Annotated in this window: 17 protein-coding genes; 5 read left to right on the plus strand and 12 right to left on the minus strand. The window is 61.4% G+C overall.

All coding sequences use genetic code 11. From position 1 onward, the window contains the following. Both cyoB and cyoA read right to left on the minus strand, forming a co-directional pair. Positions 1 to 1,974: a cytochrome o ubiquinol oxidase subunit I gene (gene cyoB / locus HU724_RS13260; RefSeq protein ID WP_039760284.1), complete on the minus strand. Its 1,974-nt coding sequence runs from the start codon at positions 1,972 to 1,974 to the stop codon at positions 1 to 3. 3 nt (positions 1,975 to 1,977) lie between these two features. Continuing rightward, complete coding sequence (cyoA, locus tag HU724_RS13265; protein ID WP_186567109.1) at positions 1,978 to 2,907, minus strand: ubiquinol oxidase subunit II; 930 nt, start codon at positions 2,905 to 2,907, stop codon at positions 1,978 to 1,980. 320 nt (positions 2,908 to 3,227) lie between these two features. Here cyoA and HU724_RS13270 point away from each other — a divergent pair, with 320 nt between their 5' ends. Continuing rightward, a complete protein-coding gene (locus HU724_RS13270; RefSeq protein WP_016774554.1) occupies positions 3,228 to 3,542 on the plus strand; it encodes a hypothetical protein in 315 nt (104 codons plus the stop codon). A 13-nt stretch (positions 3,543 to 3,555) separates the two neighbouring features. On the opposite strand, the gene galE (HU724_RS13275) is transcribed toward HU724_RS13270, so the two are convergent. Continuing rightward, on the minus strand, positions 3,556 to 4,581 hold the full coding sequence (gene galE, locus HU724_RS13275) for a UDP-glucose 4-epimerase GalE (protein ID WP_186567229.1): 1,026 nt from the start codon (positions 4,579 to 4,581) through the stop codon (positions 3,556 to 3,558). 318 nt (positions 4,582 to 4,899) lie between these two features. Between galE (HU724_RS13275) and HU724_RS13280 the strand changes: the two genes are divergently transcribed. Genes HU724_RS13280 through HU724_RS13295 form a run of 4 tightly spaced genes read left to right on the plus strand, consistent with a single transcriptional unit; the run spans position 4,900 to position 10,176 of the window. Continuing rightward, a complete protein-coding gene (locus tag HU724_RS13280; RefSeq protein WP_186567107.1) occupies positions 4,900 to 6,069 on the plus strand; it encodes a glycosyltransferase family 1 protein in 1,170 nt (389 codons plus the stop codon). Then, a complete protein-coding gene (gene glf / locus HU724_RS13285; protein WP_186567105.1) occupies positions 6,057 to 7,229 on the plus strand; it encodes a UDP-galactopyranose mutase in 1,173 nt (390 codons plus the stop codon). Before HU724_RS13280 ends, glf begins: the two co-directional genes overlap by 13 nt. Further along, positions 7,226 to 8,419 (plus strand): glycoside hydrolase family 1 protein, encoded by a 1,194-nt coding sequence (locus HU724_RS13290; RefSeq protein WP_186567103.1) that lies wholly within the window; start codon positions 7,226 to 7,228, stop codon positions 8,417 to 8,419. Before glf ends, HU724_RS13290 begins: the two co-directional genes overlap by 4 nt. Further along, complete coding sequence (locus tag HU724_RS13295) at positions 8,416 to 10,176, plus strand: ABC transporter ATP-binding protein (protein WP_186567101.1); 1,761 nt, start codon at positions 8,416 to 8,418, stop codon at positions 10,174 to 10,176. The genes HU724_RS13290 and HU724_RS13295 overlap by 4 nt, the downstream gene beginning before the upstream one ends. An 8-nt stretch (positions 10,177 to 10,184) precedes the next feature. On the opposite strand, the gene HU724_RS13300 is transcribed toward HU724_RS13295, so the two are convergent. Genes HU724_RS13300 through HU724_RS13340 form a run of 9 tightly spaced genes read right to left on the minus strand, consistent with a single transcriptional unit; the run spans position 10,185 to position 20,702 of the window. After that, the gene (locus HU724_RS13300) at positions 10,185 to 11,660 is read right to left on the minus strand and encodes a family 16 glycosylhydrolase (RefSeq protein ID WP_186567099.1); all 1,476 of its coding nucleotides are present in this window, start codon (positions 11,658 to 11,660) and stop codon (positions 10,185 to 10,187) included. 30 nt (positions 11,661 to 11,690) lie between these two features. Continuing rightward, complete coding sequence (gene galE / locus HU724_RS13305; RefSeq protein ID WP_186567097.1) at positions 11,691 to 12,746, minus strand: UDP-glucose 4-epimerase GalE; 1,056 nt, start codon at positions 12,744 to 12,746, stop codon at positions 11,691 to 11,693. Between the two features lie 31 nt (positions 12,747 to 12,777). Beyond that, positions 12,778 to 14,196 carry an oligosaccharide flippase family protein gene (locus HU724_RS13310; protein WP_186567095.1) on the minus strand — a complete coding sequence of 473 codons (1,419 nt, stop codon included), beginning with the start codon at positions 14,194 to 14,196 and terminating at the stop codon, positions 12,778 to 12,780. A gap of 17 nt (positions 14,197 to 14,213) precedes the next feature. After that, on the minus strand, positions 14,214 to 15,143 hold the full coding sequence (locus HU724_RS13315) for a glycosyltransferase family 2 protein (RefSeq protein ID WP_186567093.1): 930 nt from the start codon (positions 15,141 to 15,143) through the stop codon (positions 14,214 to 14,216). Beyond that, positions 15,137 to 16,444 carry an O-antigen ligase family protein gene (locus HU724_RS13320; RefSeq protein WP_186567091.1) on the minus strand — a complete coding sequence of 436 codons (1,308 nt, stop codon included), beginning with the start codon at positions 16,442 to 16,444 and terminating at the stop codon, positions 15,137 to 15,139. The genes HU724_RS13315 and HU724_RS13320 overlap by 7 nt, the downstream gene beginning before the upstream one ends. A gap of 1 nt (position 16,445) precedes the next feature. Beyond that, entirely contained in the window at positions 16,446 to 17,552 is a 1,107-nt protein-coding gene (locus HU724_RS13325) for a glycosyltransferase (protein WP_186567089.1), read from the minus strand. Next, on the minus strand, positions 17,549 to 18,628 hold the full coding sequence (locus tag HU724_RS13330) for a glycosyltransferase (RefSeq protein WP_186567087.1): 1,080 nt from the start codon (positions 18,626 to 18,628) through the stop codon (positions 17,549 to 17,551). Before HU724_RS13330 ends, HU724_RS13325 begins: the two co-directional genes overlap by 4 nt. 11 nt (positions 18,629 to 18,639) lie before the next feature. Then, the gene (locus tag HU724_RS13335) at positions 18,640 to 19,347 is read right to left on the minus strand and encodes a WecB/TagA/CpsF family glycosyltransferase (RefSeq protein ID WP_110599466.1); all 708 of its coding nucleotides are present in this window, start codon (positions 19,345 to 19,347) and stop codon (positions 18,640 to 18,642) included. After that, on the minus strand, positions 19,344 to 20,702 hold the full coding sequence (locus tag HU724_RS13340; RefSeq protein WP_024012818.1) for a UDP-glucose dehydrogenase family protein: 1,359 nt from the start codon (positions 20,700 to 20,702) through the stop codon (positions 19,344 to 19,346). The genes HU724_RS13335 and HU724_RS13340 overlap by 4 nt, the downstream gene beginning before the upstream one ends. Positions 20,703 to 20,722 lie beyond the last annotated feature (20 nt).

Consider the following 20,722-nt stretch of genomic DNA (forward strand, 5'->3'; position numbering starts at 1 on the left):
TCAAGCCTCCGCCAAGTCTTTGAGACGCGCTTTTTCAATTCGCGCCACTTCCTGCGCCGGGACGAAATAATCGATGTCTTCGTCGTAGCTGCGCACGATCATCGCTACCACAGAAGCGACCAGGCCGAAGATCGCCAGCCACCAGATATGCCACACCAGGGCGAAGCTGCAGATCAGCGCGAAGACACTGATCACCAGGCCGGCGGAGGTGTTGCGCGGCATATGGATGGCGCGGTAGTCGGTGTGGCTGAGGGTGCTGACGCCGCGCTCCTTCATGCCCCAATAGGCGTCGAGGTCGTTGACTTTCGGTTGCTCGGCGAAGTTGTAGAATGGTGGCGGCGAGGCCGTGGCCCATTCCAGCGTGCGACCGTCCCACGGGTCGCCGGTAAGGTCGCGCAGTTTCGCGCGGTTGCGGATGCTCACGTAGAGCTGCAACGCCTGCGCGGACACGCCGCAGAGAATGATGCCGACGCCAAACAGTTCCAGCAGCAGCCACGGTTGCCAGGCCGGGTTGTCGAAATGGTTCAGGCGCCGGGTCATGCCCATGAAACCGAGCACGTAGGACGGCATGAACGCGAAGTAGAAACCCACCAGCCAGCACCAGAACGCAATGCGCCCGAGGCGGTCGTTGAGGCGGAAACCGAACGCCTTGGGGAACCAGTAAGTCAGCCCGGCCATGTAGCCGAACACCGCGCCGCCGATGATCACGTTATGGAAGTGCGCGATCAGGAACAGGCTGTTGTGCAGCAGGAAGTCGGCCCCGGGCACCGCCAGCAGCACGCCGGTCATGCCGCCGATACTGAACGTGACGATAAAGCCCAGCGTCCACAGCATCGGCGTTTCGAAGCGCACGCGGCCGCGATACATGGTGAACAGCCAGGTGAAGATCTTCACCCCGGTCGGCACTGCAATGATCATCGTCATGATGCCGAAGAACGCATTGACGTTGGCCCCCGCGCCCATGGTGAAGAAGTGGTGCAGCCAGACGATGAACGACAGGATCGTGATCGCAATCGTCGCCCACACCAGCGAGACATAGCCGAACAGGCGCTTGCTGCTGAAGGTCGCGGCGATCTCCGAGAAGATCCCGAACGCAGGGAGGATCAGGATGTACACCTCCGGATGGCCCCACGCCCAGATGAGGTTGACGTACATCATCGGGTTGCCGCCGGCCTCGTTGGTAAAAAAGTGCATGCCCAGATAACGATCGAGGGTCAGCATCAACAGGGTGGCGGTAAGGATCGGGAACGCAGCGAGAATCAGGATCGAGGTGCACAGTGCGTTCCAGGTGAACACCGGCATCTTGAACAGGGTCATGCCTTCGGTGCGCATCTTGAGAATGGTCACGAAGAAGTTAACCCCGGTTAACAGCGTCCCTATGCCGGATATCTGTAATGACCAGATGTAGTAATCCACCCCGACCCCGGGGCTGTAGCCAAGTTCGGACAGGGGCGGGTAGGCGACCCAGCCGGTGCGGGCAAACTCACCAACGCCCAGGGAAATATTCACCAGTGCCGCACCCACGACGAACAGCCAGAAACTCAGCGCGTTGAGGAACGGGTAGGCGACGTCGCGGGCGCCGATCTGCAGTGGCACGACGATGTTCATCAGGCCGACCACGAAGGGCATGGCCATGAAGAAAATCATGATCACGCCGTGGGCGGTGAAGATCTGGTCGTAGTGTTCCGGCGGCAGATAACCCGGCCCGCCACTGGATGCCATGGCCTGTTGGGTACGCATCATGATCGCGTCGGAGAAACCGCGCAGCAGCATGACCAACGCGACGATGATGTACATGCAGCCGATTTTCTTGTGATCCACCGAAGTGAACCACTCGCGCCACAGGTAGCCCCACTTGCGCTTCCAGGTGACGGTACCGACCAGGGCAAAACCCATCAGGCCGACGATAGCCAGGGTGTACATGACAATCGGCTCGTGCAATGGAACCGCGTCCCATGAAAGTTTCCCGAACATGATTTAACGCTCCTCGGCCAGCAGACTCGGTTGTTGATTGACGCGCACATCGTCACCGTTGCGTTGCACCTGGGTTTCCTTCTTGCGCGGTGCTTTGTTCATTCCTTCGTATTTGTCGACGATGTCGAGAAACAGTCGCTCCTGCACAGCCGAGTAATAAGTGATCCTGTGCGCCACTGAAGGCTTGGCCAACTCGGCATAACTGGCTTGATCAAGTTGCCCGGGCGCTGCTTTGACTTTGTTGACCCACGCCTCGTAATCAGCGCCACTGAGTACCAGGGTGCTGAAGTGCATGTCGGAAAAGCCGTGGCCGTTATAGTTCGCAGCAATTCCGCGATACTGGCCGATTTCATTGGCGATCAAATGCAACTTGGTCTGCATGCCAGCCATGGCATATATCTGCCCGCCCAGTGCCGGAATAAAGAATGAAGTCATGGCCGCGTCGGAAGTGACGGTAAAACTTACCGGCGTATTCACCGGTATCGCCAGTTCATTGACCGAGGCAATGCCCAGATCGGGGTAAATGAACAGCCATTTCCAGTCCGTTGCCACCACTTGCACATTGAGGTGCGGCACGTCGGAGTCCAACGGGCGATAGGGATCGAGTGCGTGGGTGGTTTCCCAGGTCACCCAGCCGAGTACGCAAATAATCAGGAACGGCACGCCCCAGACCACCGCCTCGATCTTGTGAGAACTGGCCCAACGCGGCGAATAACGGGCCTTCTTGTTGGTCGCGCGGTAGCGATAGGCGAACAGGAAGGTCATGACGATGACCGGGATCACCACCAACAGCATCAGGCCCGTGGCGAGAATGATCAGGTCGCGTTCATCTCGGGCAACATCGCCCTTGGGGTTGAACACCACCAGATTGCAACCGGCGAGCAGAACGCTGGTAGCGAGATAGACCAGGCAATAGCTGATTGTTCGCTTCATACATGCTCCTGTTCTTTATATCGATCCTTGTTTTCTTCGGGCAACAGTTGGCCATGGACAGAAAACCCTGTTTCTGTACCGGCTAATCACGCTGGGCTGAATAACGAGTTGTACTTGAGCTCGCCTGGGCCTCGAACTTTTTGAATGAGCATTGCGGCGTTGGTTTTACAGAATGTTACGCAAGCTGACGAACGGTTGAACTAGCGAAACGGCGGGCGCGAATCAACGCGCTATGCTGAAAATGCCTCTTGGCAATCCTTGGAATTATTCCGCCAAAGGAAAGATCTTTGACGTGAGCGAGTTGAGTTCAGGAGTACGACATGTTCAAACGCGGCGAAACCTACAACAAATGGAAGGCGACGGAAAAGGCGGAAAAGTGCCATACCGAAGAGGTTGAAAACGGCTGTCATATCGAGGTGCGGGCACGGGAAGCCGATGATGGCGACGTCGAAATGTTCATCAGCGTTTACACCGCAACCGGCGAGTGCGCCTACGAGCGCATCAGGAAATTGCCCGGCGTGGAATGGGAAGTCGAGGACGCGCTTAAACGTGGCATCGATCAGGCAGAACGAATTGCCGGCGGCGAGTCCGGACGATTGTCCTGTGCCGATGCGCACGGCCACGAGAATGAGTGACCGTGCGCAGCTTTCAATTGGCCTGGCGAACGTCAACCTGGCCGAGTTGATTGCACTGCCAGCGCCAGGCATCGGCGAGCATGCTGTGCAGTGAGCGGCTCGCCTGCCAGCCCAGTTCTTCGAGGGCTTTTTGCGGGTCCGCCCAGCAGCGCGCAATGTCGCCGGGGCGCCGCGCTTCAATACGCAACGGGATCTTGATGCCGGTGACCTGTTCGAAGGCGCTGATCACCTCCAGCACCGAATAGCCGCGCCCGGTACCGAGGTTCCAGATGCTCACACCATGGCGATCGCGCAAGGCGCCGAGCGCGCAGACGTGCCCGAGTGCAAGGTCGACGACGTGCAGATAATCGCGAATGCCGGTGCCGTCCGGGGTCGGGTAATCGTTGCCGAACACTGACAGCTGCGCGCGCTGGCCACTGGCAACTTCCAGCAGATAGGGCAGCAGGTTGTTGGGTGTGCTGGTGGGTGCCTCGCCGAGCAGGCCGGAAGGGTGCGCACCAATCGGATTGAAATAGCGCAGCAGGCCGATCGACCAGCGCGGGTCGGAACTGACGACACTCTTCATGATGTTTTCCGACATCAGTTTCGACATGCCGTAAGGATTGGTCGGCTGGCCAGTGGCGCAGTTTTCGTTGATTGGCAGGGTGGCACAGTCGCCATAAACAGTGGCCGATGAACTGAACACCAGATGGAAAACTCCGGCCTGGGCCATGGCTTGGCACAGCGTCAGGCTGCCGCCGACATTGGTGTCGAAATAGCGCAGAGGTTCACGCACGCTTTCGCCGACCGCTTTCAACCCGGCGCAATGCACCACGGCATCGATCGGGTAATCGTGCAGAAGATTGTCGAGCAGTCGTCGATTGCGCACATCACCCTGAATGAACTCCGGTCGTTTTCCGGCCAGCGTACTGATGCGCTCGATCGCCGCGCGCTGGCTGTTGCACAAGTTGTCGAGGATCACCACATCCTCGCCGTTGCCCAGCCATTGCAGTGCGACATGCGCACCAATGTATCCCGCACCACCCGTAATCAAGATCATGCGCCCGCCCTCACAAGTGACGCCATCGGCGATGGCTTCGTAGATGGTTTCGATGCGCCTGTGCGGCGGCAAAAACCATGGTTGTTCTGGACGGTAGGGGCTGGATTGATCGGCAAGTTCAACCTTGTTTGCCAGCCGGTATGTGCACTTCATCGGCTGCGCTCGAAGTTGGGCTGAACGTCGCGTGAACGCGGCTATTCCAACCTTCAAGAGCCTTACGGCCTCATCGAGAAATGCCCTGCACTTGCAGTGTCGACAAGTGTGACGGCCCGGTGGCTCGGCACTGAGTCGTCTTGTTTTTTTGATGAGGATCTGGCTATGAACCTGGCAGAACAACCCGAGGCGCTTGCACTGGCGAGCGCGCAAAATGCTGTCGAAGCATCCCTTCAGGTGCGACCCACGTTGGTGTGCCTGTCGCATCTGCGCTGGGGATTTGTTTATCAACGGCCGCAGCACGTCATGTCGCGATTGGCCAGACACTACGACGTGGTGTTTTTCGAAGAGCCGGTATTTGTCGAAGACGCCACGCCCAGACTCGAGCTTTCGAATCCGGCGGCGGGAATAGAAGTGGCGGTGCCGCAATTGCCGATCGGCATGAGTGGCGAGGCGATCGAGCAGGCGCAGAGGCAATTGCTCGATGAGCACCTCGCCGGACGCGTTCAGGGCGATCTTTTGCTGTGGTATTTCACGCCGATGAGCCTGCTGTTTACCGAGCACCTCGACGCTCGGGTTGCCGTCTATGACTGCATGGATGAACTGTCGGCGTTCATGGGCGCACCGGCGCGATTGATCGACATGGAGCAGCAACTGCTCGCCCGGGCTGACGTGGTGTTTACCGGCGGCTTCAGTCTGTGGGAGGTCAAGCAGCGCCAGCACGGTAATGCCTATCCGGTACCGAGCAGCGTCGACATCGCGCATTTCGCGGCGGCGCGGCAGGCACTGCCGGAACCGCCCGATCAAGCGTCCATAGCGCGGCCACGCCTGGGCTTTTTCGGCGTGATCGATGAACGCTTCGATATCGAATTGATTGACCGCGTGGCGGCGATGCGTCCCGACTGGCAGATCGTGCTGATCGGTCCGGTGGTGAAGATCGATCCGCAGACGCTGCCGCAACGGCCGAACCTTCATTATCTGGGCGGCAAGCAATATGCCGAGCTGCCGGACTACCTCGCTGGCTGGGACGTGGCACTGATGCCGTTCGCCCTCAACGCCTCCACGCGTTACATCAGCCCGACCAAGACTCCCGAATACCTCGCTGGCGGTTGCCCAGTGGTGTCGACGCCGATTCACGATGTGATCAGCGGCTACGGCGAGAGCGGCGCGGTGTTCATCGCCGACACTGCCGAGGCCTTCGTCGAGGCGATCGAAAAAGCTTTGCCACTCAAAGGCACCATCGAATTTCTGCAGCGCGCCGATGCCGCGATCGCCGGCATGTCGTGGGACAACACCAGCCGCTTCATGCAGGAGCAGATCGAATGCCTACGATAAGCCTTGAGCGCGCCAAGTCCGGCCACGCCTATGACTACCTGATCGTCGGTGCCGGGTTCGCCGGCAGTGTCATCGCCGAGCGTCTGGCCGAAGGATTGGGCCGCCGAGTGTTACTGATTGACCGGCGCCCGCATATCGCCGGCAATGCCTACGATCACTACGACGCCGCCGGCGTGCTGGTGCATCGTTATGGCCCGCACATCTTTCACACCAATGCCCAGCGCATTGTCGATTACCTGTCGCGCTTCACCGAATGGCGACCCTACGAGCATCGAGTTCTCGCCCAGGTCGACGGCCAACTGGTGCCGATTCCAATCAATCTGACCACATTGAATACGCTCTACGGCTTGTCGATGTCCTCCGCGGAAGCCGAGGTTTTCCTCGCCGAACGCGCCGAACCGGTGGCGACCATTCGCACCTCCGAAGACGTCGTGGTCAATCAGATCGGCCGTGAACTCTACGAGAAGTTTTTTCGTGGCTATACGCGCAAGCAATGGGGGCTGGATCCCTCGGCACTGGATAAATCGGTGACTTCGCGCATTCCGACGCGGACCAGCGAAGACGACCGCTATTTCGCCGACACTTTCCAGATCATGCCCCTGGGCGGCTACACGCAAATGTTCGAACGCATGCTCGATCACCCGAACATCGATCTGCTGCTCGGCACCGATTTCAAGGCAGTGCGCGACGAGGTGAAGTACGCGCATCTGATCTACTGCGGCCCGATTGACGAATACTTCGATTTCCAGTTGGGCCGTTTGCCGTATCGGTCCTTGCGCTTCGAACACCAGACCCTCGAGCAGGAGCTCTATCAGCCAGTGGCGGTGGTCAATTATCCGCACCCGGACGTGCCGTACACGCGCATCACCGAGTACAAACACCTCACAGGGCAAACCCACCCGTGCACCAGCATCACCTACGAATATCCGTGTGACGAGGGCGACCCGTATTACCCGGTGCCGCGCGCAGAAAATGCCGAGCTGTACAAACGCTATCGAGCGCTCGCCGAGCAGACGCCGAACGTGACGTTTCTCGGCCGACTGGGTACCTACAAGTACTACAACATGGATCAGGTGGTGGGCCAGGCGCTGGCCCTGTATCGGGATATTCAAGCGGCGCAGGCAGAGACCACGGCTGCAACCGAGATCGATGCTTCATGACCGCGCAGCCGAAAGGCGACGAGCCCGGCGCAGATGCGTCTTCGATCTTCAGCAGCTTCGTCATGGCCGGTTTCGAATGTTCCAGCCAGCGCCGCCAGGACGGTCGGCGCCTGGATCTGCTGGCCGACACCGGGCATGCGCGCTGGGTCGACAAGGACTACCTGCGACTCAGCGGATTGAACATCCGTTGCGCCCGCGACGGCTTGCGCTGGCACCTGATCGAGCGCAGCCCCGGGCGCTATGACTGGAGCAGTTTTCTGCCGATGCTCAAAGCGGCACAAGCGCAGCAAGTGCAGGTGGTCTGGGATCTGTGCCATTACGGCTACCCGGATGATCTGGATATCTGGCGCCCGGCATTTGTCGAGCGTTTCGCCCGCTTCGCCGCTGCTGCAGCGAAGCTGATGGCCGACGAGGGCGTGAGCGTTCCGTTCTACTCGCCGATCAACGAGATTTCCTTCTGGAGTTGGGCGGGAGGCGAGGTGGCGTATTTCAACCCGAACGCACGCGGACGCGCGCAGGAACTCAAGCATCAGCTGGTACGAGCGAGCATTGCTGCGATCGAAGCGATTCGCGAACAGGCGCCGAATGCGCGGTTTGTCCAGTGCGATCCGTTGATCCATGTGATCGCCGGCTCCCGGCGCATTGACGATATCGAAGCCGCTGAGGCCTATCGGCTGTCGCAATTTCAGGCGTGGGATCTGCTCACCGGCCGCGAATGGCCGGGTCTGGGTGGGCAGGAGCATTACCTGGATATCGTCGGCGCCAATTTCTATGCGCATAACCAGTGGTATTTCCACGGCCGGCGGATCCTTCGCGGCGAGCGCGACTTCCGGCCGTTGTCGGGCATGCTCAAGGAACTGCACCAGCGTTATCAGCGGCCAGTGCTGATCGCTGAAACCGGTGCCGAAGATGAAGAACGCCTGCCGTGGCTGGCTTACATCGTCGAGCAGACGCTGCTGGCCCTTGAACGCGGTGTGCCGGTGCAGGGGATTTGCTGGTACCCGTTTCTCGATTATCCGGGCTGGGATAACGGCCGTTATTGCCCCACCGGTGTGTTTGGCTACCCAGATGGCGAGGGCGAGCGCGCGGCGTTTCATCCGCTGCACGTCGAGCTGGCGCAAGTGCCCGAGCGGATTGCCGCAAGTCTGCGCCGGGTCAATGGCCGGCGTGTTGAGGGGCGGGGGAGATGAACTTCCAGCGCAGGCGCGATGAACCGTTGCCGGCGTCAGCCGCTGCATTTTTATGGCGTTATATAAGAATCCGCCCGGCGCATTTCATCGCCATGGTCGGCCTGGTGACCGGCGCGGCGTGCTGCGCGGTGGTGGTGCAGTACGGCATGAAACTGCTGGTCGATGCCATGGCCGCCGGGTCGGCGGCGGAACAGGTCTGGCACGCGTTCGGCCTGTTCATGGCGTTGATCGTGATGGAAAACCTGCTGTGGCGCCTCGGTGGTTGGGTCGGTTGCCACACCATCGTCGGCAGTTGTGCGGATCTGCGCGTCGACCTTTTCCATCACCTGACTGGCCACCCGATGCGTTATTTTCGGCGGCATTTCTCCGGCTCGCTGGCCAATCGCGTCTCGGCGATCGGCGCCGCTGCCGACAAGGTCTATGGCGGACTGACCTGGCGTATCGTGCCGCCATGCGTGGATTTTATCGGCGCCGTGGCCTTGCTGTTGGCGGTGCACGGTGCGATGGCGCTGGCGTTGGTCGGTTGCGTGATAGTCGTCGCCGCGCTGATTACCATATTCGGCGTGCGCGGTCGCAGCCGGCACATCGCGTTCGCGTCGCAGTCGGCGCGGGTCGGTGGCGAGATTGTCGATCTGGTTTCCAACGTATGGACGATCAAGGCTTTTTCCGGGCGGGAACGCGAGCGCTTGCGCCTGGAGCGCGAGATCGGCATCGAGGCCGATTCGCACCGCAGCAGCTGGATGTACATGGAAAAAGCCCGGGTACTGCACGACATCTGCCTGACCGTTATGGCCGGCGGCATGCTCGGCTGGGCGATTCTGCTCTGGCGAGCGGGACAGGTGACGGCGGGGGATGTGGTGATGGTCAGCGCGTTGACCTTCCGCATCCTGCACGGATCGCGCGAACTGGCGCTGGCCCTGGTGGAAACCAGCCAGCAGATGGGCGTCATCAGCGAAACCCTCGGCATCGTCGCCCAGCCCCACGAGCTCAGCGACGCCTTGGAGGAACTGGCGCCGACGCGCGGGCACATCAAAATGCTCGACGTCAGTTACGCCTACCCGGATGGGCGCAAGGTCTTCGAGCATTTCTTTCTCGATATTCCGGCCGGGCAAAGCGTCGGCATTGCCGGCACCTCGGGCTCGGGAAAATCGACCTTGCTCGGTTTGCTGCAACGTCTGGATGATGTGCGCAGCGGGGTGATCCTGATCGACGACCGCGACATCCGCTCCGTCAGCCAGGACAGCCTGCGCCGGCAGATCGCCGTGGTGCCGCAGGAACCGGCGCTGTTCAATCGCAGCATTCTGGAAAACATCGGCTATGGCCAACCGTACGCCACCGAGCAGCAGATTATCGAGGCGGCGCGCCAAGCGTTTTGCGATGAATTCATCCAGGCGTTGCCGCAGGGTTATCACACCCTGGTGGGTGAACGGGGAGTGACGTTGTCCGGCGGGCAACGCCAGCGCCTGGGGCTGGCGCGGGCGTTTTTGAAAGACGCACCGATCCTGATTCTCGACGAGGCGACCTCGGCACTGGATTCCGATTCCGAAGCGATCATCCAGCGCGCATTGAGCAACCTGATGCGCGGCCGCACGGTACTCGCCGTGGCCCACCGCCTCTCGACCATCGCCAACTTCGATCGGGTGCTGGTGCTGGAGGACGGCGAGATCGTCCAAGACGGCACTCCCGAAGAACTGCGCGAAAGCCAAGGGCGGTTCCGCACGCTGTGGCAGATGCAGGCGATGGTGCACAACCGTTGAACGCGCTGCTATTGCGCTGAGCGCGTCCAGACCCTGACGTAGTCGATGCGAAACACCGACGGCAGATCAGCATCGTCGACCACGCCGAACCAGTCCCACATCGCTTCACTGTCGAAGACGATTTGCATGGGGAAATGCCAGTAGTTGTTTTTCGCCTCTCGCACCAGCACGCCGTCGACGTACCAGCGCAAAGTCTCGGGTTGCCAGTCAAAGCCGTAGACATGAAAAGTATTGGCCAGCCGCCACGGTGCGATCCAGGTACTGCCGGAGCTCAGGTGTTGATCATTTTGCGGTCTGGCCCAGACATGGGCGTTCATGTTGTACCGGCGATCAAAGGCTTCGTTGCGGGTCTTGCCGCCGATTTCGAAGATGTCGATTTCCGTGGCGTTGTCCGGCAGCCCCGTCCAGGCCAGCCAGAAGGCACTGGAACCGGCAGAGTTCATCGGTTTTGCCCGGGCTTCGTAATAGCCGTACATCCCCCGTTCGTTGGTTCGGACCATCGCCGAGCTGTAATCCTTGTAGCCCAGGGCGACGTATTTCTCCGGGAGGGTCTGTTTGCGGAAAGTGATGTTCAGATTGCCGTTGCCGAGCTTGGCGTTCTCCGGCAAAAACAGCGCCGGTTTGCGCCCGAAGGAATCGGTGCCGGTGGCGTTGTTGACGTGCCAGCGCTCGGCGTCGAGGTTGCTGCCGTTGAACTCATCGGACAGACGCGTATCCAGCTTCCAGCCGCCGGCATTGGCCTGATCCGACAACGGCAGGTCAGGTGTGGCGTGAGTCGGTGTCGGTCCTAACGGACCAACGCGGGTCCAGGCATCGGCCTGTTGCGGAAGGGCGACCGCCCACTTTTGCGCCAGATACTCGAACACATTGCGGCGTTCTTCCTGGCTGCTGAATGGGCGGTCATAAACCAGTACTTCGGCAATGTCGCCACGCAGGATTTCCGAGGTGCCAACCACGTTGCGCGCCACCGCGAACGGGCCGATCGGCACGTCACTGGTTTCCAGCAAGGCCAGGGCTGGCTCGTAGGCGGTGGTCTGCTGCACGCTGATGCCGAAATTCGGCGCTACGTTATCGTTATCCGCCAGTTGCGGCCGCGAGCTGAACAGGCGCTGCCAGGCCTTGCCGCCGGCCTGCTCGGGCAGACGCCGCGAGACAACGAACACCGTCACCGGGCCTTTGCTTGTGCGGATCGCCTGGCCCATGAATGCCGCCGTGCCGCTGAACCGCACTACGCCGTGGCCGTTGAGGGCGTTGTCGACGCGCGTGGGCAATGTCGTCGCCGCGCGATTGTCGACGACCACGTCATTGCCCTTGCCGGATTTATCCAGCCAGCGCACGACCTGATTTTGTCCCTCCAGCGTCATCGAGGCCGGATCATTGCCGTCCAGCCACAGCACCAGTCCGTCAGCCACCGGTCGTGGAATATTGGCGTTGGCGCCAGCGCTCAACAGCAAAACCAACAGCAAGCAGCGTGATCTGTTCATGAGTCGTCCCTAACGTGGATTTGCCCCGGTTCAAGTGCCCACCGCTAGCAGCGGCGCCGGTTGCGGGCGGTAGCCCCATGGGTTGTGAGTCTGCCAGCGCCAGCTGTCGATGAGCATTTGCGTCAGCTCGCGTTGCGCGCGCCAGCCCAGTTCGCGCCCGGCCTTGCTCGCATCGGCGCGGCACTCGGCGACATCACCGGCGCGGCGCGGGGCGAAGCGGTAGGGAATGCGCAGGCCGGTGACGTCTTCGAAAGCGCTGATGATCTGCAACACGCTATAGCCGCTGCCGGTGCCGAGGTTCCATACGTGCAGGCCATGTTCATCGTCCTGCAAAACCTGTAGGGCCTTGAGATGACCTTCGGCCAGATCCAGCACATGGATGTAGTCGCGAATACAGGTGCCGTCGACGGTTGGATAGTCGTTGCCGTAAACAGTCAACGCCGCGCGCTGGCCGCTGGCAACTTCGCTCAGGCACGGCAGCAGGTTGTTAGGTCGACCATTGGGCGCTTCACCGATCAATCCACTTTGGTGCGCGCCGATCGGGTTGAAGTACCGCAGCACGGCGATGTTCCAGCGCGCATCCGCGAGGGCGAGGTCGCTGAGCAGTTCTTCGATCACCAGCTTCGAGCGCCCGTACGGGTTAGCCGGTTTGCCGGTGCCATGCGATTCCACGATCGGCATCACAGTCGGCTCGCCATAGACAGTGGCCGAGGAACTGAACACCAGATTGAACACCTGCGCGCGCGCCATCGCCTGACACAGGTTCAGCGTGCCGAACACATTGTTGGCGTAGTAATCCATCGGCCGGCGCACGCTTTGCGCAACGGCTTTGAGCCCGGCGAAATGCAGCACGGCGTCGATCGCGTAGGTGCTGAAAATCTCGTCCAGCAGTGCGGCGTCGCGGATATCGCCCTCGATGAAATCGACGTGCGAATGACTCAACAGCTCCAGCCGTGCGATTGCTTCGCGGCTGCTGTTGCACAGATTGTCGAGGATCAGTACCGAGTGTCCGGACTCGATCAGTTGCAATGCCGTGTGCGAACCGATGTAGCCGGCACCGCCCGTGATCAATGTGGTTTTGCGCATGACGACGTGCTCCATTGCGAGGAAATGCAGCTCAGCGGGCGGTAAACACCAACTTGAATTCTTGCGGCCAGCGCGGGTGCAGCAGGCTGTAGGCCAAGGCGTAGGTCAGCGCGCCGATGGCAATATCGCCGGCCAGGTGCGCGTATCCGGACAGGCTCGTTTGCCGCGACGTCCACATCACCACGACGACCATCAGCAGCGAGGCGAACAGGCTGCGGTAACTGGACTGAAAGAAGCTGCGCCAGTCGTAACCGATCGCGGCGTGCAGGCCGCGTACCTGCAACGGCGTGATCAGCAGCATGCGCAGCAGCAATGCCAGCGCCGCCGCCATGCCGCCGTAGGTCGCGCCGAGCAGATAGACCAGCGCCAGCGCGAGCAGAGTGGTGGCAACTTCGGCCTTGAGCGTCAGGTGCGTGCGATTGACCGCCACCAGCGCGGTGGTCGCGTACAGCGCCAGATTGCCCAGCGCTGCCGTGCAGGCGAGCACTTGCAGCAAGGGAATCGCATCGGCCCATTTCGCGCCGAAGATCAGCAGGATGATGTCTTCGGCGGTCAGGGCGATGCCGAAGAACAGCGGTGTCAGTACGAAACCGCTGATCGCCGTGGAATCACCTATCACGCCGATCAGCCGCGCCGGTTCGGCACTGCGCCGGGCGAACACCGGTAGGGCGTAACTCATCAAGCCGTTGTAGATCGCCGAGCGCGGCAGATCGATGATGCGCATCGCCAGATTGAACATGCCCACCGCATGCGCCCCGGCAGTCAGGCCGAGAATCAGGTTGACGCCGCGTTGCAGGGTTTGCGAACTCATCACGTTGACGCAGACCGGGAGACCGGCGCGCAGCAGTTCGCCTAGCACCTGGCGATCAATCAGAAAAGCAATGCGCCGCCGATCGCCGCGCATCAGTACCAGTGTGGAGATGCCGTCCATGATCAGCGCCTGAGCAACCACCGCCCACGGGCCGAAACCCAGCATCGCCACAGCCACACCGCCGACACCGCCCGCGACTTTGCCGAGCAATGTGCGCGAGGCCAGCAACTTGAAATTGCCGCTGCGGCGCATCTGCGCCACATACACCCGCGCCATCAGGGTGAAGAGGATTTTCACCGAGGCCACGGCGGTCATCCAGCGCAGCGCGGTGGATGGCGTATACAGCACCACCGCCAGCGAAATCAACGCAATCGATAGCAGACTGACCAGCACGGCAAACCAGAACACGCTGCTGATGTGTTTGTCCTCGACACGTTGCAGGCGCACCAGCGGGTCTTCCAGCATCGACGAGAACAGAATGCCGACCACTTCGACCACAGCGATGATCAGCGTGCCGATGCCCAGCTCCGTCGGCGTCAGCAGATGCGCGTAGACGACAAAAGTAATCATCGAAAGAAAGATCAGGCCGAACTTCTCGGTGAAAATCCATACGAGGGTCATCAGGCGACGGTTGGCCATGGCGCGATCCCTGAAATTCAGCGGCTGTTGCCCAGGCTTTTAAAGCAGGCGTAGAGGTAGCGCAGGGTCGGTTTGCCCTGGAAGAAAAACAGCGTCTGCCACGAATGCCCGAGCATCTGCCGGAACACCTCGATGACCCGGCGATGATCGCCGCGCCGGGAAAACGCATTGAGAAATTCGGCGTGGTTGGCGAGGACGAAATAGATCCGTTGCTGTTTGTTCAGCCGCGTGCCGTAACGCGCCAGATAAAGCTGGATGAAGCGCAGCTTGTGCGGGTAATACTTGTGCGGTTGCGCGGTGATGTTGGCGGCGTTGACGGCGCGCCAGTGGAGGATCTGCGGCACGCTGTGGATCTCGCTGATTTCGGCGATGCGCGTCCACAGCAGGCGATCCTCGGCAAAGCGCAGGCTCTGATCGAAGCCGCCAATGGCGACGATGATCTCGCGCAGGGCGAGTACGCCGGAGGTGCCGTTGATGATGTTCTCGCGCATGAAATCGGCAAAGTGCTCGCCGTGTTTGCAGCGATCTTCCAATTGGCGTTTGCCGTCGCTGAATTCGCTCATCTGAAAGCAATCGATCAAACCGACTTTGCGTCCCTGTCGGGTCAACTCCGCGTGCAGCGCCAGTTGTTTTTGCAGTTTCTCCGGATGCCAGCGGTCATCGGCATCGAGGAAGGCGATAAAGGTTTCTTCGGCGCTGAACACGCCGCGATTGCGCGCACTCGCCGGGCCTTGGTTGGGCTGCTGTAACAGGACGATGGGCAAGGGCGCGGCGTAGTGCTTGACGATCTCCGGCCCGGCATCGCTGGAACCGTCATCGACGACAATGACTTTGTCCGGCAGGCGGGTCTGTGCGCACACCGAGTCGAGTGTGCGTTGGATGCTGGCGGCGGCGTTGTACAGCGGAATCACCACGCACACGGTGACGGCGGAGGGATCATTCAGCACGGGCGTTGCTCCCGGAAAGTGCCGCGCATTGGCCGAGCATTCGCCGCTGGCAGCGGCTGCGGACGGGCGACGAGGTGATGGCGGAAAGTCAGGCTGAGCACACAGAAAATCAGGAACTCGCCCGAGCGGTAGTTGGGAATCACATAGGCGACGTAATTGGTAACGACGAACAGGCCGATGATCACCAGCGCACAGGCCTGATAGCGCGCCGACTGATCCGCCGTGATTGCGCGATAGCGCTTGCTCAGAGTCTGGGCAAACATCAGCAGCAGGGCGATCAACTGGATCAAACCGCCGTTGAGCAGGGTTTCGACGTAGCCGCTGTGGGCATTGCCTATGTAACCCCAGCGCGTGATGAACGCATCGGCATCGGCACTGGCCCAGAACGCGCCGAAACCGTAGCCCTTGAGAAATTGCGCATCGATCAGCGGTTGCAACAGTTCCCAGATCAGCGTGCGGTCGGTCAGCGACGGGTCACGGCCAACCAGTTCCAGCAGCATCGCGTAGTTGGCGTAGAGCACGCCACACAGAAGGAAGAACACCAGCGTCGCCGCCGTGAACGCCAACAGTGAGCGGTTGATGCGCAAGCGGATCAGCGTGATGAAGTAGGCGTAACTGGCGGTGCCGGCGACGATCAGCGCAATCGCCGTGGCTGACTGCGCCAGGCCAATGGCAATTAGCGCGAACAGGCCGTAGAGCATGGCCATTGGGTTGCGCTGGCGGATCATCGGCAGCAGCAACAGGATCGCAATAGCGTTCAGGCGTGCACCGGCATTCTTTTCCGCGAACACCCCGCGAAACGCACCGTCACGGATGCCGCCGGAAATAAAGGCGATGTCCGGGCGAATCAGGGCGAAGATCAAGCCGACCAACGCCGCCGCACCGATCACACAGCCGAACAGAAACGCAATGCGTTCCAGGCTGTAGCGCCAGGCAATGAAACCGGCGAAGAACACCACACTGAGCAGCGCGACGAAACGCTTGAAGCTGAGGATCGGCTCGCTCGACCAACTGATCGACGCCGCCACGCAGCCCAGAAACAGCAGCAGAAACAGGTTCTGCCGGTAGAAGCTCTTGCTGAGGAACACCTTGTGCCGGATGAAGAAAAACAGCGGCACCAGTAAGGTCAGCAAGCCGCAGACCTGATTGGCCAGATTGCCTTCCAGGTCCTGCTGGGCATCGTCCAGCGTGCTCACATTGCCCAGGCGCAAAAAGAAGCCGATCACTTGCGTATAGAACAGCACACCGAACAGGGTGAAGGCGTCGGCCAGCGTCGAATAACGCACTTGCAGGCGGTTCATCTCAGCGCCTCCCGAGTAACGCCTTGAGGTAGGTCTGCACCGCGCGAGCATTGACAAAGCGCGCGGCAGCATCAATGCGGCGCTGGCGATGCACGGCTCGCGGCGTCGCCAGTTGTTGGCTGATCGCGGCGGCGAGCGCGGCCGGATCGTCAACCTCGACCAAGGGCGCGACCGCACCATCGGCGAGAATTTCCTGCGGGCCATACGGGCAGCGGGTCGCTACCACCGGCGTGCCGGTCGACAGGGCTTCGACCAGGGCGTTGGGGCTGCCTTCGAAACGTGATGACAAAACAAAGCAATCGGCCCGAGCGATCTCGGCGATTGGATCACTGGCGTAGCCCGGCAGATCGCAACGCTGTGCAACGCCGAGCGCTGTCGCCTGGGCCAGCAGTTCGCCGCGCAAGGCGCCTTCGCCGAAGATGATCAGCCGCGCATCACCTTGCGGCAGGCGGGCGAAGGCGTCGATCAGGGTGTCGAAGCCTTTTTGTTGCGCCAGGCGTCCTACAGCGACGATCACCGGAGTGGTTTTGTCCTTCAGCCAGGGATGGCTGGGCGCGGCGGCGGGTTTGTCGCGAAAATCGTTGTCGAGCACCGGGTTGTCAGCGGTCGTCACATCGCGCGGGCGGGTGATGGTGGTGTCGACCAGATCTTCGGCGACGCCTTGCGACACGCAGATCACCGGGTTGGGAATCAGCCGGTACAGCCACGGCGCCAGCCAGTAGGCGAGCTTGACCGACAGGGCCGGGTTGACATGCTTGTCCCGCGAAAAGGCATTGCGCTCGCTGACATGCAGCCGCGCCAGCGTCCCGGACAGCGCGGCGGCGGCAATCGCCACGACGTTGACATGAGTGAGCACCGCCAGTTGCGCGTCGTAGCGATTGCTGCGCAAAAAGCGCATCAGCGCGGGCACGGCGGCGGCACTGCGCGGGCTGTCGAGCAACACTTGCCTGACCCGAGGATCGAGCGCCGGCTGATTGATGCCGGCACCGGTGAGCATCAGCAGCGTGACTTCATTGCCGGCCTCAACCAAGGCGCCGGCGAGGCGCACCATCATTTTCTCCGCGCCACCGGCGCCGAGGTCCTGGAGGATGATCAGCAGCTTTTTCATCGGTTCCACACCTGGTAATAGGCCTGGGCGGCGTACTGGCTGGTATAGGGCAGGATCGCTTCGCTGACTGAATGTCGGGCTGGAGCTGCCGGTTCGCGGTTGGCCAGACTGTCGAGCATTGCCTCGGTCAGGGCCGGCACATCATTGACCTTGACCAAACGCCCGAGGCGCCCATCATCGAGCAACTCGCGCGGCCCGCTGCCGCAGTCGGTGGAGATCACCGGTGTGCCCAGCGCCAGCGCCTCGACCAGCACCGTCGGCAAGCCTTCGTGCAAAGAGCTGAGCACCAACAGTTGCGAATGGCGGATCAGCGGATAGGGATTGCGCAGATGCCCGGTGAAATGCACCAGACGTTCGATGCCCAGCCGTTGCGCCTGCGCTTCAAGCGCTGCGCGCAACGGGCCGTCGCCGGCAATCACCAGATACGGCAGCGGGCGTTGTTGCGCCGCCAGCGCGTAGGCGTCGAGCAGCAAATCGAAGCCTTTGGTGTGCACCAATCGGCCGATGCCCAGCCAGTAATGATGGGGCACACCACCGGGCAACGGCGCTTGTGCCGCACGCATCAGTTGTTCGCTGATCACTGCGTTCGGGCAATAACGAATGCGCGGTTGGCCCCAAGGCATCAACCCGGCAAGCGACTGGCGCAGACCGTGGGACACCGCGACCACCTTGCCGCTGCCGCACAGGTACAGCGCGTACAACAGCCGCAGGCTGGCGCGCCCGGTGTTCTGCTCGGCACAATCCAGCGCGGCGTGGCGGGTGTAAATGACTTTGCAGGAAGTGCCCAGCGTGGCGAACCAGGTGCAGAGGTTGGCCTGCTCCTTGGCGCCAATCAGATGCGTCACGCCCTCACGGCGAATCAGCCGGCGCAGCAGCACGATCGATTTCAGCCAGCCCGCGAGCCCACTACCGCCACCGGCCATGCTCGGCGCGCCGTCGACGTTGGGCGAATCGCCGTTCATGACGAAGAAACTCACCCGCCGACCGTCCGCCAGAAACTGCTCGGCGAGGCGTTGCTGCACGCACTCGACGCCGCCGCCAGTCTGATAATCCTTGAGCGTGAACAGAATATGCATCGGCACAATCCTCATGGGGCAGTGACATTGATTGCCACTTGCTGGCGCAGAATCAATTCGGTCAGGCGCAGGGCATTGCTCGGGTAGTCGAGCAAGTAACGCTTGATCGTGTGCGGCTCGCGGTACATGCGGTAGAAGGCGCGCAGGTGCAGACGGTTGATCGCGTCGGGGTAGTAACGCTCGCTGGCATTGGCCTCCTGACGAATGAAACCGCCGCAGGTGAACGCCACGCCGCTGAAACCACCGCGCAGCGCATCGAGGACAAAGCGTTCCTGCAGACCGGCGCCGAGGCCGACCAGCAGCAGATTGGTCCGCTGCCGGCGGATGTCAGCTTGAAGCGCGGCGCCTTGCTCGACATCGAAGAAACCGTTGTGCGCGCCGACCAGTTGCAGGTGCGGGTACTGCATGCCGAGCTTTTCCACGAAACGATCAAGCTCGGCCTGCCGCGCACCGACCACATAGACGCGTTTGCCGCGCTGCTCGGACTCGCGCAACACCGGGTCGGCTATCGAGGTGAAATCGAAACTGACCCGCTGCACGGCGCGCCCGGTGATGCGCGACATGAACCCGGACATCAGCATGCCGTCGCAGAAATACGCCAGCGACGGCGGCGGCTGGCGGATGAAACTGCCGATCGAGGCGAAGTTGAGAAAGGAGAAGGCCCGGTTGGAGTCCAGCAGGGCTGGCGAATAACGGTCGAGCAATTCCAGGCGGATCATGACGCGAGATCCTGTGCTTCGGCGGCGCAGGTCGGCCGACCAACGCTGATGTAGGTGAAGCCGCGTGCGCTGAGGCGTTGCGGATCGAACAGATTGCGGCCATCGAAGATCAGCGGATTTTTCAACTGGCGGGCGAGCAGTTCGAAGTCCGGCGCGCGAAACGCTTGCCACTCGGTGACGATCACCAGCGCGTCGGCATTTTTCAGCGCCGCCTCTTTGGTCCCGGCCAGCGTCAGGTCATCGCGCGGGCCGTAAAGCTGCTGGGCTTGTTCCATGGCTTTCGGGTCGAATGCCTGCACGCTGGCGCCGGCCCGCCACAACGCCTCCATCAACACGCGGCTGGGGGCTTCGCGCATGTCGTCGGTGTTGGGCTTGAAGCTCAGGCCCCACAACGCGAAGGTTTTGCCTTCCAGCGCGCCGTTGAAGTGCTCAGCGATCTTGTGGAACAGCGTGCTCTTCTGCTCGTTGTTGCGTGACTCCACCGCGCGGAGCAGGCGCGCATCGATGTCGACGCCGTGGGCGGCGTGGATCAGCGCCCGCACATCCTTGGGGAAACAGGAGCCGCCATAACCGATGCCGGGGTAGATGAACTGATAGCCGATGCGTGGATCCGAGCCGATGCCGTGGCGAACCATTTCGATGTCGGCGCCAAGCTTTTCCGCGAGCCCGGCCATTTCGTTCATGAAGCTGATCTTGGTCGCGAGCATGCAGTTGGCCGCGTACTTGGTCAGCTCGGCGCTGCGCACATCCATGACGATGATTTTTTCGCGGTTGCGATTGAACGGTTCGTACAGCTCACGCATCAGCGCTTCGGCGCGCGGGCTATCGGTGCCGATGATGATCCGGTCGGGGCGCATGCAGTCGTCGACCGCGCAACCTTCCTTGAGAAATTCCGGGTTGGAAACCACATCGAAGGTCAGTGCACCACGGCCGCTTTCGCCGAGGATGGCGCTGATGCATTCGCGCACCCGGTCCGCCGTGCCCACCGGCACCGTGGATTTGTCGACGATGATCTGCTCGCCGCGCAAGTGCTCGCCGATGGTGCGGGCGACGCTGAGGACATGTTTGAGATCCGCCGAGCCGTCCTCGTCCGGCGGCGTGCCGACGGCGATCAGCAACACGTCGCCGTGTTTTACCGCAGCGGCCAGATCACTGCCGAATTGCAGGCGACCGCTGTGATGATTGTCCCGCACCAGGCTTTTCAGACCCGGCTCGTAGATGGGCAGGCTGCCGTCATTCAAGGCTTGCACCTTGGCCGCGTCGACATCCACACACAGCACGTTGTGGCCAACCTCGGCCAGCGCGGCGCCCTGGACCAGTCCGACATAACCGATACCGAATACACTCACATTCATGGGAAAACCTCATGCGTGGC

Origin of the sequence: Pseudomonas iranensis (genome assembly GCF_014268585.2) — a bacterium.
Lineage (GTDB): Bacteria > Pseudomonadota > Gammaproteobacteria > Pseudomonadales > Pseudomonadaceae > Aquipseudomonas > Aquipseudomonas iranensis.

Excerpts from the sequence above, each read along its gene's own strand:
- cyoB (WP_039760284.1), bottom strand. The coding sequence starts at position 1,974 with ATGTTCGGGAAACTTTCATGGGACGCGGTTCCATTGCACGAGCCGATT.
- cyoA (WP_186567109.1), bottom strand. The coding sequence starts at position 2,907 with ATGAAGCGAACAATCAGCTATTGCCTGGTCTATCTCGCTACCAGCGTT.
- HU724_RS13270 (WP_016774554.1), top strand. The coding sequence starts at position 3,228 with ATGTTCAAACGCGGCGAAACCTACAACAAATGGAAGGCGACGGAAAAG.
- galE (WP_186567229.1), bottom strand. The coding sequence starts at position 4,581 with ATGATCTTGATTACGGGTGGTGCGGGATACATTGGTGCGCATGTCGCA.
- HU724_RS13280 (WP_186567107.1), top strand. The coding sequence starts at position 4,900 with ATGAACCTGGCAGAACAACCCGAGGCGCTTGCACTGGCGAGCGCGCAA.
- glf (WP_186567105.1), top strand. The coding sequence starts at position 6,057 with ATGCCTACGATAAGCCTTGAGCGCGCCAAGTCCGGCCACGCCTATGAC.
- HU724_RS13290 (WP_186567103.1), top strand. The coding sequence starts at position 7,226 with ATGACCGCGCAGCCGAAAGGCGACGAGCCCGGCGCAGATGCGTCTTCG.
- HU724_RS13295 (WP_186567101.1), top strand. The coding sequence starts at position 8,416 with ATGAACTTCCAGCGCAGGCGCGATGAACCGTTGCCGGCGTCAGCCGCT.
- HU724_RS13300 (WP_186567099.1), bottom strand. The coding sequence starts at position 11,660 with ATGAACAGATCACGCTGCTTGCTGTTGGTTTTGCTGTTGAGCGCTGGC.
- galE (WP_186567097.1), bottom strand. The coding sequence starts at position 12,746 with ATGCGCAAAACCACATTGATCACGGGCGGTGCCGGCTACATCGGTTCG.
- HU724_RS13310 (WP_186567095.1), bottom strand. The coding sequence starts at position 14,196 with ATGGCCAACCGTCGCCTGATGACCCTCGTATGGATTTTCACCGAGAAG.
- HU724_RS13320 (WP_186567091.1), bottom strand. The coding sequence starts at position 16,444 with ATGAACCGCCTGCAAGTGCGTTATTCGACGCTGGCCGACGCCTTCACC.
- HU724_RS13325 (WP_186567089.1), bottom strand. The coding sequence starts at position 17,552 with ATGAAAAAGCTGCTGATCATCCTCCAGGACCTCGGCGCCGGTGGCGCG.
- HU724_RS13330 (WP_186567087.1), bottom strand. The coding sequence starts at position 18,628 with ATGCATATTCTGTTCACGCTCAAGGATTATCAGACTGGCGGCGGCGTC.
- HU724_RS13335 (WP_110599466.1), bottom strand. The coding sequence starts at position 19,347 with ATGATCCGCCTGGAATTGCTCGACCGTTATTCGCCAGCCCTGCTGGAC.
- HU724_RS13340 (WP_024012818.1), bottom strand. The coding sequence starts at position 20,702 with ATGAATGTGAGTGTATTCGGTATCGGTTATGTCGGACTGGTCCAGGGC.